General features: G+C 41.4%; 14 protein-coding genes. 7 read left to right on the forward strand and 7 right to left on the reverse strand.

The window, feature by feature from the left end; all coding sequences use genetic code 11:
• The first annotated feature begins 21 nt into the window (after nucleotides 1-21).
• From mvaD to QT711_RS16570, 4 genes are all read left to right on the forward strand, one after another.
• On the forward strand, nucleotides 22-1,002 hold the full coding sequence (gene mvaD / locus QT711_RS16555; RefSeq protein WP_317946099.1) for a diphosphomevalonate decarboxylase: 981 nt from the start codon (nucleotides 22-24) through the stop codon (nucleotides 1,000-1,002).
• A gap of 16 nt (nucleotides 1,003-1,018) precedes the next feature.
• Nucleotides 1,019-2,143 carry a phosphomevalonate kinase gene (locus tag QT711_RS16560; RefSeq protein ID WP_317946101.1) on the forward strand — a complete coding sequence of 375 codons (1,125 nt, stop codon included), beginning with the start codon at nucleotides 1,019-1,021 and terminating at the stop codon, nucleotides 2,141-2,143.
• Nucleotides 2,140-3,171: a type 2 isopentenyl-diphosphate Delta-isomerase gene (fni, locus tag QT711_RS16565; protein WP_317946103.1), complete on the forward strand. Its 1,032-nt coding sequence runs from the start codon at nucleotides 2,140-2,142 to the stop codon at nucleotides 3,169-3,171. The genes QT711_RS16560 and fni overlap by 4 nt, the downstream gene beginning before the upstream one ends.
• Before the next feature lie 138 nt (nucleotides 3,172-3,309).
• Nucleotides 3,310-4,422 (forward strand): LAGLIDADG family homing endonuclease, encoded by a 1,113-nt coding sequence (locus QT711_RS16570; protein WP_317946106.1) that lies wholly within the window; start codon nucleotides 3,310-3,312, stop codon nucleotides 4,420-4,422.
• A 130-nt stretch (nucleotides 4,423-4,552) separates the two neighbouring features.
• On the opposite strand, the gene QT711_RS16575 is transcribed toward QT711_RS16570, so the two are convergent.
• The 3 genes from QT711_RS16575 to parE all read right to left on the reverse strand — a co-directional run bounded on the left by QT711_RS16575 (nucleotide 4,553) and on the right by parE (nucleotide 10,317).
• Entirely contained in the window at nucleotides 4,553-5,782 is a 1,230-nt protein-coding gene (locus QT711_RS16575; protein WP_317946107.1) for an MFS transporter, read from the reverse strand.
• A 135-nt stretch (nucleotides 5,783-5,917) separates the two neighbouring features.
• Nucleotides 5,918-8,350, reverse strand: coding sequence for a DNA topoisomerase IV subunit A (parC, locus tag QT711_RS16580; protein ID WP_317946108.1), 2,433 nt, complete (start codon nucleotides 8,348-8,350; stop codon nucleotides 5,918-5,920).
• Nucleotides 8,347-10,317, reverse strand: coding sequence for a DNA topoisomerase IV subunit B (gene parE, locus QT711_RS16585; RefSeq protein ID WP_317946110.1), 1,971 nt, complete (start codon nucleotides 10,315-10,317; stop codon nucleotides 8,347-8,349). Before parE ends, parC begins: the two co-directional genes overlap by 4 nt.
• Before the next feature lie 273 nt (nucleotides 10,318-10,590).
• On the opposite strand from parE, the gene plsY reads away from it, so the two are divergent.
• The 3 genes from plsY (at nucleotide 10,591) to QT711_RS16600 (ending at nucleotide 13,096) form a co-directional block, all read left to right on the forward strand.
• On the forward strand, nucleotides 10,591-11,193 hold the full coding sequence (plsY, locus tag QT711_RS16590) for a glycerol-3-phosphate 1-O-acyltransferase PlsY (protein ID WP_317946112.1): 603 nt from the start codon (nucleotides 10,591-10,593) through the stop codon (nucleotides 11,191-11,193).
• 33 nt (nucleotides 11,194-11,226) lie between these two features.
• On the forward strand, nucleotides 11,227-11,520 hold the full coding sequence (locus QT711_RS16595; protein ID WP_317946114.1) for a HesB/YadR/YfhF family protein: 294 nt from the start codon (nucleotides 11,227-11,229) through the stop codon (nucleotides 11,518-11,520).
• A 208-nt stretch (nucleotides 11,521-11,728) separates the two neighbouring features.
• Nucleotides 11,729-13,096, forward strand: a complete 1,368-nt coding sequence (locus QT711_RS16600; RefSeq protein WP_317946116.1) for a C40 family peptidase — start codon at nucleotides 11,729-11,731, stop codon at nucleotides 13,094-13,096.
• Nucleotides 13,097-13,145: 49 nt separating this feature from the next.
• Here the strand turns inward: QT711_RS16600 and QT711_RS16605 are convergent, their stop codons facing one another.
• The 4 genes from QT711_RS16605 to QT711_RS16620 all read right to left on the reverse strand — a co-directional run bounded on the left by QT711_RS16605 (nucleotide 13,146) and on the right by QT711_RS16620 (nucleotide 17,813).
• Entirely contained in the window at nucleotides 13,146-14,528 is a 1,383-nt protein-coding gene (locus QT711_RS16605; RefSeq protein WP_317946118.1) for a UDP-N-acetylmuramoyl-tripeptide--D-alanyl-D-alanine ligase, read from the reverse strand.
• Nucleotides 14,529-14,542: 14 nt separating this feature from the next.
• A complete protein-coding gene (locus QT711_RS16610) occupies nucleotides 14,543-15,862 on the reverse strand; it encodes a YheC/YheD family protein (protein WP_317946119.1) in 1,320 nt (439 codons plus the stop codon).
• A 29-nt stretch (nucleotides 15,863-15,891) separates the two neighbouring features.
• Nucleotides 15,892-16,281 carry a hypothetical protein gene (locus QT711_RS16615; protein ID WP_317946120.1) on the reverse strand — a complete coding sequence of 130 codons (390 nt, stop codon included), beginning with the start codon at nucleotides 16,279-16,281 and terminating at the stop codon, nucleotides 15,892-15,894.
• A 140-nt stretch (nucleotides 16,282-16,421) separates the two neighbouring features.
• Nucleotides 16,422-17,813, reverse strand: a complete 1,392-nt coding sequence (locus tag QT711_RS16620) for a Mur ligase family protein (RefSeq protein ID WP_317946121.1) — start codon at nucleotides 17,811-17,813, stop codon at nucleotides 16,422-16,424.
• Between the last annotated feature and the right edge of the window lie 37 nt (nucleotides 17,814-17,850).

The following is a 17,850-nucleotide window of genomic DNA, read 5'->3' on the forward strand; positions in this document are numbered from 1 at the left end:
ATTATGAAGTGAGGGTTTTTGATGAAAGCAACTGCAAGAGCGCATACGAATATTGCGCTAATTAAATATTGGGGGAAACGAGACGAACAATTGTTCCTTCCGATGAATAATAGCATTTCCATTACACTCGACCAGTTTTATACAACAACTTCGGTTACTTTCCAAGACGACTTAGCATCTGATGTGTTCGTATTGGACGGAGTGGAACTTGGTGGTGCAGAACAAAACAAAATTTCAACTTTTCTAGACCTCGTCAGAAAAACGACGAAGCATCATGGGTATGCAGTCGTGGAGTCCTCTAACAATGTTCCGACTGCTGCAGGTTTCGCCTCATCCGCTTCAGGCTTTGCAGCACTGGCTGCAGCTTCTACGAAAGCGCTTGGGTATGAAATATCTGATGCAGGACTATCCATTCTTGCTCGACAAGGATCTGGTTCAGCGTGTCGGTCGATATACGGGGGATTCGTCGAATGGCATATGGGTGAAAAGAATGATGGAACCGATTCATTCGCCACGCAACTTCTTTCAGAAGAAGACTGGCAACTGAGCATAATATCCGTCATGGTCGAAGCGAAACAGAAAAAGGTTCTAAGTCGAGAAGGGATGAAAAGGACGGTTGAAACATCCCCTTTTTACGACGGTTGGTTAGCTTCGCTTGAACCGGATCTACTTGCAACGCGTGCAGCAATCGCCAACCGTACGTTTGAACAATTAGGAACGGTGCTGGAACGAAATGCGATGAAAATGCACGCCACAACATTAGGCGCTAACCCTCCATTCATGTATTGGATGAGTTCCACGATTGAAGTGATGCAAGCAGTTCAGGAATTGCGAGAAGACGGCATACAGGCATATTTTACAATCGATGCAGGTCCGAATGTTAAAGTGATTTGCCAACCCGCAGATGAAAGGGTCGTAATGGACAGGTTGAAACAGCTGATGTGCGTGAAAGATCTATTCCTTTGCCATCCAGGACCTGGTATCCACTATTTAACTACATGAAGGAAGGAATCGATGTATGAAACCACCAACCTTAACCGTCAGGGTACCAGGTAAGTTGTTTATCGCAGGAGAATATGCTGTGTTGGAACCAGGAGGGCATAGTGTTGTTGTAGCTATCGACCGGTATGTGTATGCGCATCTAATAGACAGTCCGGAATTTGTCGTCAACTTACCCCAAATCGGTTTTTCAAAAATGTCTTGGTCCGAAACGGATGACGGATTACACTTCTGTACGTATGCACCAAAACTAACCTTCATCCAAAATGCCATTACCGTTTGTCATCAATACATACGACATGTTGGTATTCAAGTGGAACCATTCAGCTTAACAATTGACAGTGAACTGGATGATTTCGCTACGGGCAAAAAATACGGTTTAGGGTCAAGTGCGGCGGTCGTTGTTGCAGTTATAAGCGCTATTTTACAAAAACATCATGCGCATGGGATTCCTTTGTCGCATGAAGTGATTTATAAGTTAGCAGCAATTGCACACTTCACGACGCAAGGAAGTGGTTCTTGTGCTGACATTGCAGCGTCAACTTACGGGGGATGGCTTCATTATCGTACATTTGATGCGAAGTGGTTGATCGAACAACTTGAAGACGGGGTAGACGTCCATACACTTGTTGCCAAACAATGGCCTGGTTTACAAGCGACAACTATTCAGCCACCAGCCGACTTGGAATTAGTCGTCGGATGGACAGGGAGCGAAATGTCGACAGTGAAGATGATCGACCGTATTCGTGCATTACAAACGCAGCGGCCACATCGCTATGCGGCTTTTATAGACCAGAGCACAGAGGCAGTTTTGTCAATGGTTAAACATTTTTCAGCGAACAATTTAGCAGGCGCTCTACAGAGTCTAACCGCAAATCGTAATGCATTGAAAGCGTTAAGTGAAGAATTGGATGCCGTCATTGAAACACCTAGTTTGCAAGCTTTGATACAGATTGCGAATGAGTACGGAGCTGGTAAAACATCGGGTGCAGGCGGTGGTGATTGTGGTATTGCGCTCGTTTCAGAAAAATCGTTTGTTGATTCATTAAAGAGAGAGTGGCGACAAGCGGGCATCGAACCATTGAATTTGACTGTCTGCATGGAAGGCACAAAGAGGATAGAAAAGGGGGATTTAATCGTATGACGGATTCGATCCATACACGGAAAGCCGAACACATTGAGATTACGCTTAATGAAAAAGTAACGGGTACAAACATTTCGACTGGACTTGAAAAAGTTCAATTTATTCATAATGCACTACCTGAGATTGACTTTAATGAGATTTCCATTGAAAGCAAGTTCTTAAATGAGCAAAGACCGACACCGTTCGTTATTAGTTCGATGACAGGTGGAGCTGCATTTGCCGAAACAATCAATCGGAACTTGGCCATTGCTGCGGAAGAAAAAGGATGGATCCTTGCATTAGGTTCAATGCGTGCCCTAATCGAAAGCGAAGAACATCGGTCATCATTTCAAGTAAGACAATATGCACCGAATGTGCCAATCATCGCTAATTTAGGCGCTGTTCAATTAAACTATGGATTTGGCGTTGAACAATGTAAACAAATTATCGAAATGACAGATGCGAATGCATTAGTGCTTCACTTAAATACGATTCAAGAAGTCATCCAACCGAATGGAGACTTGAATTTCAAAGACTTACTCTTAAAAATCGAACAATTAACGAAAGAATTAGGCGTACCGATAGGCGTGAAGGAAGTCGGTTGGGGAATTGATGGGAACACTGCCAAGAAACTGTGTGACGCCGGCATTTCGTTTGTCGATGTAGCTGGTGCAGGTGGAACTTCTTGGAGCCAAGTCGAAAAATTCCGTTCAAACGACCCAGTAAAACGCGCTGCCGCAGAAACGTTTAGTGGTTGGGGCAATCCGACCGTCGATTGTGTCATTGGCGTTCGTGAGCAGGTTGCAAATACATCGATCGTAGCAAGTGGCGGCATGTATACGGGGCTAGATGCTGCGAAAACAATTGCGTTAGGTGCTGATATGGTAGGCTTCGGCAGATCGATTTTGAAAGAAGCAACACTTTCTGTTGAAGACGTTATGACGGTCATGGAAACGAAAGAATTGGAATTGCGAATGGCCATGTTTGGAATTGGCGCTAAGGATATTCAAACTTTACAAGCAACCGATCGAGTTGTTTATCATCGATAAAATTGCTCAACATGTCTTTTCTCATGAATCTTGAGAGAGGGCATGTTTTATTTATAGAGTTACTTGCACATAGGAACTAAAGTTCGTATGATGGAGATGAACAAAGATTTCAATAAGCGATAGGGTGGGGTGGGATAAATGGCTAGAAAAAGGGGAATTACGGACGAACATATTATTGAAATGTATGTAAGTGGTATGTCCTATGTAGAGATGAGCTCAAATATCGGCATAACAAATCGTGCTATTCGTAATGTATTAGTTAAACATGGTATTGAAAGAAAGCCAATCGGTAGACCACGTATTTACCAAGTGAATGAACATTTTTTTAAGACGTGGACACATGAAATGGCTTGGGTACTTGGGTTATTTATTACGGATGGAAATGTCCAAAAAGACCTTCACAGTATTAGCCTTGCACAAAAAGATGAAACTATTTTGCGGAAAGTTGCGGCAGTTATGGGAGCACATCCAGTTATCAGGGATCCAATAGGGACACGAAAGACACCGTTGTTAATCATCAACTCAAAAATTATTAAAGAGGATTTAAAGCAATTAGGCATTACTTCAAACAAGTCTTATACTGTGCCATTTCCTGACGTCCCTGAACAATACTTGCCTGCATTTATACGGGGTGTAATTGATGGGGATGGATGGGTTGATCGGGAGGGATATAGCTTAAATATTACGACTGCGAGTTTTAAATTCGCTATGGGGATTATGAAAACTATTGAGTGCTGGAATATTAACCCTTTTCTACAGACAACCAAGAGTACTTCATCTCAAAAGAATATTTATCGAGTCTGGGTTAAAGGAAAACAACAAGTACTTACACTAGCTCAAATTATTTACTTGAATAGTGACTCTAATCATATTGCTTATAAAAAGAGTCGAATGTTTTTCCATAGTGATCCTAATAATCTAAAATTATTAGGGAAATTTCAAACTGCACAAGGACGCATTCGCTTTAGAACTACAATAAGTATAGAACGATTAGAGCCCGTTAAACAACTTGCGATAAAACAAAACGTTCCAATCAATCGATTGTTGGAAAGATGTATTAATCAGCTATTGAACACCAAAGAAAATATTACTATTTGCAAAACCGATCGACCGAAAGACCGTATTCATTTTAAAACAACTTATCAAAAATCGTTACTTGAAGAGTTGAGAGTACTTGCGAAATCCCGTGGATTGTATATAAATGATCTAATCGAATATAGTTTAAAATTTCTAGGGGATCGTGGTAAATAATCTCCTATTTCTTTGTTAAAAATTTAAGTTAACATAATATTTATTTTGGGCAGTTAAATATCATCATTAAGTATACTTGAAACAGTGAGATGAAACGCGTTTTTTTACATAAAAACCCGCAGCAAATCATTTACACGATTTCTGCTGCGGGTTTTTCAATTTGTGGCTGTTCAAAAGTGATATTTTTCTTTTTCATCAATACATAAAATAACACCGTTAACGTTAAACTAATCATCCCAAATAGTATGACCATTGTTTGCAACCCAACGATATCTAAAAATGCGCCTGTGCTCACTAACACGACTTGAAACATGACCCGTTCTAACATATTACGGAATGAGAAAAACCGGCCGTGATATGCTTTTGGCATTTGTTTCTGAAAAATGACCATTGCTGTTGGAAAAAAACAACCTAACGCAAAACCTAGCACCGCAAATGCGCTAAGTGTCATAACGACACTACTTGCAAAAAAGAGCATGAACTCTGCAACTGCAACCATCGTTGCAAAGAAAAATAAGATAACCGTCGTCTTCCATTTCTGTGCGATGTATTTTACCGCAAACGATCCAATCATGAACGCAATGCCTTCAAACGTATAAATGAGTCCTTTAATGGATGAAGAATTTTGGATTTCACTAATGTTTATGACGATCAAGTTAAAGGAGCCGATAAATAATAACGGGATTAACGTCATAACAAGCGTCATACCGACAGTCGGAAATGCTTTTAACACTGGGAACACATCCATAAATCCACTGTTTTCACGTTGCTTTGCACTTTTCCCTTCGTCACTCCCCTTCCCTTCATCAATTTTCAGCATAAGCGTAAACCCTAGTAACAAGCCGTATGCCAATAAGGAAACCCAGTACAACGATGCTAATGACCAATACACAAGCATGACACCAGCTAATGCAGTGCCTGCTACCCTTGCTATCGTTGCTACGTTCATATGCAAGCCATTCATGGCTAACAGATCTTTATCCTTCACAACAAGCGGAATTGCAGCTTGCAGGGCTGGAAAGTAAAACGTTGCCGCTAATTGAATCGAGACGATGAATGCGACCATCCACCAAACAGAGCCCGTAGCAATGGCAAGCAGCATGAAAACGACACTGATCATTCTCCCAATACCTGCTATAAGTAATACAGTCTTTTTACGTGATTGGTCAATAATCCGTCCTGCCGTTGGACCTGCAATAATACCTGCTAGTAATCCAATCGATAAGATAATGGCTTTGACAAAATCAGAGGGTATTTTTGCTTGAAGAAACTCAAGATTACCGATGATTCCCGTCCATAATCCGAGACCTGCAATCATCTCACCACTCAGGATAATCCAAACATTACGATTGTTCCACATGGCACTTCCCCATTCTTCTATATATTTCGGTTGTCGAATTAGTATACGGCAAATCAAAGGAAAAGTCACTCTTTTTTTACGAAGCAATGAAAAATACGCTCGTCTCATCGTGAACTGATGAGACGAGCGTATTTATTAACTTTTTGGATCAGCTGTCACTGGTTTAATGACGGCTTGTACTTTACCGTCCCTTGTTTCATCCACGAGCGCACTACCATTGGATAAACGATCGACTAACCGTAAATTCCCTGTTTCAATTGGAATTTTGTTATCTTTTGTCGTCGTCAAAATGACTGTATCTCCAGGTTTGACGAGTGCAGTTCCGACAATTCGATGCGGATTTGCCTTCAACTCTTTTAGCACGACCATCCCACGTTGTGCTCTTGAAGCTTGCTCAAATTCTTTCAAGGCAATGCGTTTAATGGATCCTCGCTGTGTTCCAATGACGATGGATTCCGCTTCATCACGCAGTACGAGCATGGAAACAAGCTTATCGCCAGACTTTAAGTTAATGCCTTTAACACCTGAAGTACGAACGCCAGTAATCGATAACTCCGATAAAGAGAAGCGTAATGCATAAGCTTGTTCCGTGAAGAGAATAACATCTTCCTCGCCTGTTACAAGCTGTACATTCGTCATTTTGTCGCCTTTCTTCAAGTTCATCGCTTTGAAAGTCCTTGAATAGCGTTGTACTTGGAAGTCGGCTAACTTGGATAGTTTTATGTTTCCATTGTCTGCTACTGTGAGAACGGCTGTTTGCTCGTCGAAACTTTCGATGCCGATTGCTGCAATGATCTCTTCATTCGGTTCTAAGGAAATGATACTCGAAATATGTTGGCCTAGATCTCTCCATCGAATATCCGGTAATTCATGTACAGGTTGATATAAATAATTACCGAGTGAAGTGAACAATAGCAAATGATGCTGTGTGTTCATGACTGCTTCAAGTAAACTATAATCAGAATCCTTCATTTCCTGGCCAGTGCCGTTTGACGCGCTGTACGAACGCATGCTCGTACGCTTCACGTAACCATCTTTCGTTACAGACACGACAACTTCTTCACTAGGAACGAGGATATCAAGGTCTACTTTAATACTTTCAATCTTTTCTTCGATGACCGATCTACGTTGTTCAGAGAATTGCTTCCGAATTTCCATCAGTTCTTTCTTAATGACGGAAGCTAACTTCTTATCACTTGTCAAGATGGCGTTCAACTTTTCGATCAGTTTCCGTAGCTCTTCATCTTCTTTGCGAAGCTCAGTTATATCCGTATTCGTTAAGCGGTACAACTGTAGGGAAACAATTGCTTCCGCCTGAACTTCTGTAAACGAAAACTTTGTAATTAAGTTGTTTTTTGCATCCCGTTTATCTGCGGAAGCCCGAATCGTTTTAATGACTTCATCCAAAATGGACAAAGCTTTTATTAATCCTTCAACAATGTGTAAACGGTCTTTTGCTTTCTGGATATCATAAGTTGATCTTCTCGTTACGACTTCTTTTTGATGAACAATATACGCATCAAGCAGCATCGGTAATGACATAAGTGTAGGTCGACGATTTGAAATAGCGACCATATTAAAATTATACGTAATTTGCAAATCTGTGTTTTTTAATAAATACTGTAAAATCGCATTGCCGTCCATATCTTTCTTCAACTCAACGACAATTCGGAGACCAGTACGATCTGATTCATCACGTACATCGGCAATCCCATCAAGCTTACGATCGACTCGAAGTTCATCCATCTTCTTTACGAGGTTTGCTTTATTGACATCATACGGAATTTCAGTGATGACAATTTGTGACTTACCAGCTTTTAATTGCTCAATTTCGGATTTCGCACGAATGACAAAACGTCCTCGTCCAGTTTCATATGCGGTTTTGATACCATCCGTTCCTTGGATAATCGCACCTGTCGGGAAATCAGGACCTTTCAATACTGTCATTAAATCATCTACAGATACCGTAGGATCATCCATGCGCATCAATACAGCGTCGATCACTTCATGCAAAGCATGCGGTGGAATGTCTGTCGCATACCCTGCAGAAATCCCCGTAGAGCCGTTGACGAGCAAATTAGGAAAACGAGACGGTAAAACAGTCGGCTCCGGTTCTGTATCGTCAAAGTTCGGCACGAATTCAACCGTATCTTTGTTAATATCACGGAGCATTTCAGAAGCAATTGCGGACAGTCTTGCTTCTGTATACCGCATTGCAGCTGCCGAATCGCCGTCTACCGAACCATTGTTCCCATGCATATCAATCATCAGATGGCGAAGTTTCCATTCCTGACTCATCCGTACCATCGCATCGTAAACAGACGTATCACCGTGCGGATGGTAGTTACCGATTACATTCCCCACGGTTTTTGCAGATTTACGAAAGGCTTTATCGTGCGTATTCCCTTCATGGAACATTGCATATAAAATCCTTCTTTGTACGGGTTTCAAACCATCTCGTGCATCTGGTAGTGCTCGATCTTGAATGATGTATTTACTATATCGACCAAAACGATCCCCGATTACTTCTTCTAGCGGCAGATCTTGGTACCGTTCAGTTGAAGTCATTCAAAGTCCCCCTCAACATGCAAAAATTCATTCTCAAGTATATTCTTTTCTTCTGTACCGAAGTCCACGTTACTTTCAATCCATTTTCTACGTGGCTCGACTTTATCTCCCATTAACGTCGTCACACGTCTTTCCGATTGTGCGCCGTCTTCAATCGTTACACGAATCAGCGTACGTGTATCAGGATTCATCGTCGTTTCCCATAGCTGATCGGCATTCATTTCACCAAGACCTTTATAGCGTTGGAGCATATACCCTCTACCAATTTTCTTGATTGCTTCGTCAAGGTCAGCTTCTGTCCACGCATAAGCGATTTGTTCTTTCTTGCCTGTCCCTTTGAAGACTTTATAAAGAGGTGGCAGTGCAATGTATACTTTTCCTGCTTCGATTAATGGTTTCATATAACGATAGAAAAACGTTAGCAAAAGGACTTGGATATGGGCACCATCTGTATCGGCATCCGTCATGATGATTACTTTGTCATACGCTATATCATCCAATTGAAAATCGGCTCCTACGCCGCCACCAATCGCGTGAATAATCGTATTGATTTCCTCGTTCTTCATGATGTCTTCAAGCTTCGCCTTTTCGGTATTAATGACTTTACCACGTAACGGCAAAATAGCTTGGAATGTCCGGTCTCTACCTTGTTTTGCAGAACCGCCTGCTGAATCACCCTCGACAAGATACAATTCGTTTTTCGAAGCGTTTCTAGACTGTGCAGGCGTCAGCTTACCTGTGAGAAGTGTATCTGACCGTTTGCGTTTTTTCCCTGAACGAGCATCTTCACGGGCTTTACGTGCTGCTTCACGAGCTTGTTGTGCACGAATCGCTTTTCGGATCAGACTCGCGCTCAATTCCGCATTTTCTTCCAAGAAATAAAGAAGATGCTGAGAAATGATGGCGTCTGTCGCCGTACGGGCTTCACTCGTACCAAGCTTCCCTTTCGTCTGTCCTTCAAACTGTAGAATTTCTTCAGGAATACGGACAGACACAATCGCAGATATCCCTTCACGAATATCCGAACCGTCCAAATTCTTATCCTTTTCCTTTAAGATGCCTGTCTTGCGCGCATATTCATTAAACACGCGCGTCATCGCACTTTTCGCTCCTGTTTCATGTGTCCCGCCATCTTTCGTCCTTACGTTATTGACGAATGATAAAATGGTTTCTGAATAGCCATCACTGAATTGAAATGCATATTCAACTTCAATTCCGTCAGCCTCACCTTCAAGATAAGCGACTTCATGCAAGACATCTTTTTCTTCGTTCAAATATGCGATGAACGCTTGAATGCCCGTTTCATAATGAAATACGTCGTGTTTATCGGAACCTTCTTCTGTTAAGACGATCTTTAAGCCTTTTAGAAGAAAAGCTGATTCTCTTAACCGTTCTGCTAAAATTTCGTATTGGTATTTAACTGTAGAAAACATGGTTGGATCCGGCTTGAAATGAATCAACGTACCCGTTTCTTTCGTCGTTCCGATTTCTTCTAACGTCGTAACAGGTTTGCCGCCACGTTCAAATCGTTGGCGGAACTTTTTGCCGTCACGGCAAATCGTCACTTCTAGCCATTCGGAAAGCGCATTTACTACTGATGCACCTACACCATGTAAACCGCCACTCGTTTTATAGCCACCTTGGCCAAATTTTCCACCAGCATGCAAAACAGTTAAAATAACTTCCGTTGTCGGTTTTCCGGTTTTATGCATTCCAGTCGGCATCCCACGCCCATAGTCACGTACGCCGATGCTGCCGTCCTGGTGTAATGTCACATGTACTTCTGAACCGTACCCAGCAAGTGCTTCGTCAACCGCATTGTCGACGATTTCATACACGAGGTGGTGCAGTCCCCTCGAATCCGTCGAACCGATATACATACCAGGTCTCTTTCTAACTGCTTCGAGTCCTTCGAGTACCTGAATGGAATCATCATCATACGTATAAACTTCTTCTTTCTTCGTCAAATCGCAACCCCCATCAAACGAATGTTCTCTTTGTTAAATATCTGTTATCGTAACGCTTCCTCTAAATGTTGTCAAATCAACGTTTCAAGAAGCTCGCTCAATTAATTGTATAGAAGAAACCGCTTTATTGCAATTACATGAGGAAAATGTTAGCACAACTTTAAAAAGTTCACGTGATTTTTTACCGTGTAGGTGACCAAATTACGTGCATTGTCGGTTTCCCTAACTTCTGCTACACTTATTGTATTGAATTACGCTATAAAGGGGAGCATTATGGACATTTTTTTACTAATTTTGAGCGCATATTTGCTCGGATCCATTCCATCTGCATTATGGATTGGCAAAGTCTTTTACAATACGGACGTACGCGAACATGGAAGCGGAAATTTAGGCGCCACAAATACATTTCGCGTATTAGGGAAAACAGCTGGCCTTATCGTTACGATTATTGATATTTTAAAAGGAACTGCTGCAGTACTTATCACATTTATCCCGTTTTTCACCTCGACAGGCATACATCCCCTTTTCATCGGCTTTTTTGCGGTCATCGGACATATCTTTCCGATCTTCGCGAAATTCAAAGGTGGAAAAGCGGTTGCAACATCAGGGGGTGTCTTACTCGGCTATAACTGGCCAATTTTCATCATTGTACTTCTGACATTTCTGTTGGCACTCAAAATGACGAAAATGGTTTCTCTCTCATCAATGATCGTTGCGGTCGTCGGTTTCATGTACTGTATTGCCTACTATGTGTGGACAGGAGATTTCTATTTAATGATTGTCGTCGGATTGATGGGCATTTTCATCTTTTACCGACACCGTGCAAATATCAGCCGCATTAAAGCCGGAACTGAACCGAAAGTAAAATGGTTGTAAGAATAAGCACGACACTTGAAAGGTGGATGCATGATGCAAATCGTAATTTCTGACGAGGCACTACGCTGGTTTAAACAGGATATGGATGCAGAACATGGTGATGCCATCAAGTTTTTTGCGCGTTACGGTGGCTCAAGTCCGTTACATGAAGGTTTCTCAATAGGTGTTACAAAAGAACAACCAGATGACGTATATGTGCAAATTGAAAAAGAAGGCATTCTATTTTATGTCGAAAAGCGAGACCATTGGTTTTTTGATGGGCATGATTTGCATGTACTTGTCGATTCTGCATTGAACGAACTTACGTATACATACAAAAAAGCGTGATAGCGATGAGCTACACGTTTTTTTGTTCCGTAATTTACCTATTTTTCGTTGTAATGTAATTGTAAAAAAGCTGGATGAACGTATAACTACCAGTTGTTTTCGAAAACCCTACCGAAGAATGGCGAATATTCCCTCCAAAAATGGATTGTAAATCATGCTACGATCGTTTTCGAAGCGATCAAATCTTTTTCTTGGAGGTCAGTATCAGATGAAAAGACAACTACTTTCTGCAGCACTTGTTACTTGTTTAAGTGTTAGTTCATTCGCAGTTCCAGCGTTAGACCAAACAACTACAGTATCAGCTGCTACGCTCACTACGCAAGCTAGTCAACAAACGGTCAATGCAAAAGCAGACCAGCTCATAAATACAGCTAAAAGCCTGATCGGCAAAGCGACTTACAGTACAGCGGTATATAAGCCTACATACCCTTACAAATTCTCTTGTGCAACATTCTTGATGTATGTATTTGAGGAAAATGGTGTCGATTTAGCAACTTATAATGAGAACTACATGATGCAACAAGGAACACCTGTCGCAAAAGGACAATGGCAAAAAGGAGATCTCCTTTTCTTTAAAAGCAAAACAACAGGTACAGATCCCGACCACGTTGCCATGTACATCGGAGATAACAAAGTCATTCATATGGCTGATTCCAAACAGAACATCGTTATTTCTGATATGGATAGCAAACCTTATTATACCGAAACATATATGGGTGCAAGAAGAGTGATTCCTAGTCTTCTACCTGCAAATCCAGCAACGACTGGAGACAAAGTTGTGAGCCTTGCCTATGATTTGAAAGATACAGCTACAATCGGATCGGTCAATAATGAAAGCGCAAAGAAATTCACGAGCACAGGATTTGTAAACTACGTATACAAGAAAAACGGTGTGAACTTGAATGCAACGAACCTTAAAACATTACAAGCAAAAGGAACTACAGTTTCCCGCTCGAATTTACAAAAAGGTGATCTCGTATTCTTTAACAGTGTAAAAGGGTCAACAAACCCTAGTTTAGTCGGTATTTACGCAGGGGAACATCGTGTCGTCATTCCGAATTCAGGTGGTGTCATCTCACGTGTATTGCTTGTGGACTACTACAACGACCACTACATTACAGCAAAAAGAGTCGTTACCAATCAGACGGACACAACACCAACTAAACCAACACCTCCAAGTACGAGCGCAACATCGGCAGATAAAGTCGTCAATTTTGCGACGAGTTTGACTGGAAAAGCGAAATTTGGCTATGTCTATGATGAAAAGTCCCTTACTTTCACTGGCGCTGGATTTACGTACTACGTCTATAAAAAACAAGGAATTGACTTAACGTATAAAATGGCCAGCCAACAAGCAAAAGTAGGTACAGCCGTCGCAAAATCCAATTTACAAAAAGGGGACGTCTTGTTCTTCTCCACAGACAACAAACGTACACGGATCACACAGACAGGCATTTACATGGGTGGTAACCAGTTTATCAGTCTTTCAACTTCAGGCACAGTCGTCAAGCAAAGTTTATCTTCCACTTGGGCGAAGTTAAATTATGTCCAAGCACGTCGTGTACTATCAAAATAAGTAAAAGAAGCTACTTAACGGATTGCGTTAGGTGCTTCTTTTTTTTACCTCATCGTTTTAAACTTTTCGCAAAATCGATCATCGCTCGACTTGACATCGGGCCTTTTAGCAATACAACAGAATCAGCATCAATTACATGATCTAGTTGGTGGCCAATCTCTTTTGCACTTTCATACATTTTTATCATTGCGTTGCTCCCGTCCTTTTTCGCCTGACGGGCAATTTCTTCTGCCTTTTTCCCGATTGTAACGAGTGTGTGAATCTCTCGCGAGGCGATGAGACTGCCGATTTCCTGATGGTATTTCTTTTCGAAGTTACCAAGACGGTTAATGTCACCTAAAATGAGTACAATTTTTTTATCTTTCCCAATTGAATCGATGACATTGAGCGCCGCCTTCACAGACGTTGGATTATTTGTCCATGTATCGTCCACGATTGTACTCCCTTTGATTCCTGTAGACACTTCCAAGTGCCGCTCCATTTCTTTATAGGTGCGTAAACGTCTAATTGCCAGTTCGAGATCTACCCCTAATTCATGCATTGCTGCCAGTGCCGCTAACGCATTACTCACTTGATGTTCCCCTAAGCCAGGCACATAGGCTTTCAACGCTCTCCCCTCAAATTGCACCGTGAAATGCATGCCCTTATTTCCATACACGATTGAAGTTGCCGTAATCGTCGCCTTTTCGCGAATCCCAAAATAGATTATTTTCCCCTTAAACATATCTAAACGGACTTTCTTCGTATTTTCATCGTCCGCGTTCAGAATTAGTGTTCCACCTTCCCGAATTCCTTCAACAATTTCTCCTTTAGCTTTTATATACCCTTCCAGATTTTTGCAACCATCTAAATGATGCACACCGATATTCGTCAAAATGCCAATTGTCGGTTGGTAGATCATGCACTGGTGTTTAATATTCCCGGAGTTGCCAAGCCCATGTTCAAACACTGCAGCTTCGGTATCGTCGTCTATTTTCAATAAATAGGGGAAAGATCTTCGCGGTTCGTTCTGGCTACTAATGGACGTTTCGATTTTTTTGTCAAAACTTAGCATATGCTTAAGCATTTCTTTCGTCGTCGTCTTGCCGCATGTCCCGGTAATTGTCACAACAGGAATATTGAATAGATTCCTGTAATAGTTGATGAATTTCCAATACGATTGTACGAGGCTTTGTACTTTTAAAATCGTCGTCTGTGTAAGGGATGTCGGTAACGAATCGACGGGTAAATCGGTAATTACGAGTGAAGGGCCTTTTGCATTAATTAACGTCCAATCGACGTGATCGACTCTGCTAACAAATAGTAACGTATGTCTTTTTGCATGTTCATGCCGTTTGTAATAGATGGCTTCGTGAACCGCCCAATCGACATGACCTGCTACGAGTTCACCTTTCAAGAGTCTTTTAATATCCTTAACTTGTAATGGCTTCACATTTTCACTCCTTTCTACTCAATTTCGTTGCTCTTTTTCAATCGAATGAAATGATGGATGTTCTCATACATTTCGTTATTCCCTAGTCCATAAAACATCGACAGCGCAGGTGTATAATTCGCTTCCAATATCCATAGCTTGCCGTTAGCATCCATACCGACATCAAAGCCAATCATTCCTAACGGCGCAGTACGCTCTTCCAATATTTTGGATGCTTTTAGACAAAGTTTTTCAATGGCCTTCTTACTTCTATCTAATGAAAAATCGTGCAAAGTATCGATCGTTAAGAGCTTCTGTGCACGATTTGTCACAAAATATTCCGGCGCAGCCACTTTTATGAGCATGCCTGTCACTAACCATTTGCCTCTATCCAGTTGTGTAATGACCCGGATGTCATATGGACATTGATCGACCGTCCGTAAGTGGATGAATTGCTGAATCAAATAGTCATTTTTCGTTAAATACGTTCGTTCCAAGTGGCGATACAATTCTTCAAACGTTTGGAAAATTGTTTTTTTGTTTCTATACTGCACTTCGTAGGTGCGACTTGTTGTCACGTGGATTTTCACAATTCCTTTCCCTTGTTGCCCAATGCATGGTTTTAAAATGACATCGTTCATTTTGTGAAGAAATTGTTCTACAGTCCATTTTGTACAGAGGTCAGTTTTAGGAATAAACGAACGGGAAAACCACTTGTTTCCTAAGGAATGGAATTGGCTCCATTTACTATTTCGATAATGAACAACCGTATCGATACATAAAAAATCAGTTTCGGAATTGATGATTTCGACGACAACGGTTGAACAGCGAGGAAAAGCTTCGCCAAGTGTCTCGCCTATTTCGAGTAACACGTTCATTAAATTCCATTGTCTGAACAAATCATATCGTTTGATTTCATTTCCTTGTCTACTCGTTGTTTTGTGAAGGACATGCCAATTAGCAAACTGTGTTTTTCGATGAAGGGTATAAAAAGAACGTTGGTGGATGGGCTCTTCAAGTGGGAAAGATTGTACGACATATTGTTTTTTGTCAATCAGGTTTTCATGGATTACTTGATAAAGTGTAGGAAGATCGCTACATTGGATCTTCTCTCCTTTACGCTCCACTTCATATTCGTCACTTCCAAAACGTCTCACTTGCATACAGGAAGGTCCAACTAACGGTCGAATCAATAGGTTGTTGGATTTCTCTAAGCACATTGTTAAACTAGCCTGCGAAAAGAGATGTGTCTCGACTAACTGTGTTCGTATGTTGGCATTTTTTTGCAACAGTTGATAATAGCCATATCTGCCAGAAAGCACTTTCATCAAATTCTCACCACCTCCTCCATCCATCAGTAGGAAGACAACTATGGCCAATCAATTCATTCACAACCGAGCGCTTGAACTGAACCTTGTGCAACTGGTACAGTCCCGTTCTGATCAAAAAAGCCAGTTATGACAAAACTTTTGACAAGGTCCACGTTTGCCATCGGTGTTTGATCGACAAAAACGGCGGTAAATGGATACTGGACATTGTTCACAACACCGCTGCCACTCACAGTCACTTCACAATTCTGACCTTGTTGGTCACATTCGACAGAAGTAATCGCGTTAGAGACAAACAGGAAACTGTTTTTTCCTCCACATGTTTCGGTGTCTTCAAAATCTAGTGATAAGAACGATGCTGCTAACGTCGTTACACAGACGTCGGCGTAATACGTCAAGTCACCTCGTATAGTCCCTTGTTGCTCTTCAAACATCACTTGATGCATACAAGAAAAGGCATCTATTTTAACACCACATAAACATTCTAATCCCACACTAATCCCTCCCTTTCATCTTTACTATATTAGCTTTGCTGTGTTAGCCCTTGGTGTTTGTCCTATCTGAGCTAACAAAACGTTGGCGTTCTTTATATAGGCGGTTGACCCGCATCGTCTTTTCGAATCAGTTGCGCTAACTCTTTGATCGATTCGCTATACATATCGCCTTTAATGAGTGTAATCGTCCCTTTGTTCATCCGTTCTTTCAACAACAAGTACGCCGAATGATGATTACTACACGCATGAACTTCAGGCACAGAATGCATTCTTTTCGCAACATCCGCCATGATTCGTGCATGTTCACCAACTGTAATCAGTACATCAATTCCACTAGTCGCAAGCATTTTCCCTGCCTGCTCATGGATAATGTAACCCCAGGACCCTAAATCCGTAATCGTCCCGATGACAGCAATTTTCTTTTTTTCTTTCCCGATTGCCTGCAACACTTTTAACGCAGCCCCTAGTGAAGTAGTCGTTATACTCCACGTATCATCGATGATGGTTGATTGATTCATCCCTTGCAGCACTTGCACTTGTTTATTCATCGGTTCATACGTTCTTAAACGTTCAGCAATACTAGACATATCCATTCCTACCAACGATACTGCTGCAATTGCCGCAAGTGCGTTATACACTTGGTGTTCGCCTAGTCCTGGTACATACATGCGATAACGTTTCCCTTGATGAAGAACGGTCATATACATGCCATTTTTTGAATAGGCCAGATCTTCTGCTCGAAAATCACTCCGGTTTTTAATCCCAAAAGTAAGTAGCGTGCCTTTAAATTTTTCTAATTCCAATCTCCTCGTATTGGCATCATCTGCATTTACAATTAATAAACCATCCGGTTCCAACGCTTTACGCATCTCACCTTTTGCAGCAATGTACCCTTCGATCGTTTTACAATAATTCAGATGATGTTCGCCAATATTCGTAATAATCCCGATAGTTGGTTGTAAATAGGCTGCCGCATTCGTTAAATCTCCCGGAGCGCCTACAGCCGTTTCAAACACGGCTGCTTCCGTCTCTTCATCTATACTTAGTAGATGCATCAAATGGGCGGTACGTGAATTGTTCGTACTATTTGTATGCGCAACGGATAGATGGCCCGATAACAAATGATAGATCATTTCCTTTGTTGTCGTTTTTCCAGAAGTACCGGTAACTGCAATGATTGGAATATTCATCATCGACCGATAGTTGCGGACAAATTTCCAATAAGCGACATCGACATCATCTACTTTTACTATGGTCACTTCTTTATAAGCGGTTTTCAGTGGTTTGTCAGTTACAATGGCAATTGGAAAAAACGGCTTTAAACGCTCCCAATCAACGATTTTTCGTTTAATGAACAAAATCGTATTGCGTTGACGTACTTGCTTTAGTCGATATGCGCCATGTTGTATGAGCAATTCTTCACTTCCTTGCAGTACTGTTCCCGTAATCAGTTTTCGTATATATCGTATGGATAGTGGCTTCAATTTTTTCACTCCTTTCGCTTTTATTATTTTATGTCCC

The sequence above is a fragment of the Sporosarcina saromensis genome (assembly GCF_033253735.1).
In the GTDB taxonomy this organism is placed as follows: domain Bacteria; phylum Bacillota; class Bacilli; order Bacillales_A; family Planococcaceae; genus Sporosarcina; species Sporosarcina saromensis.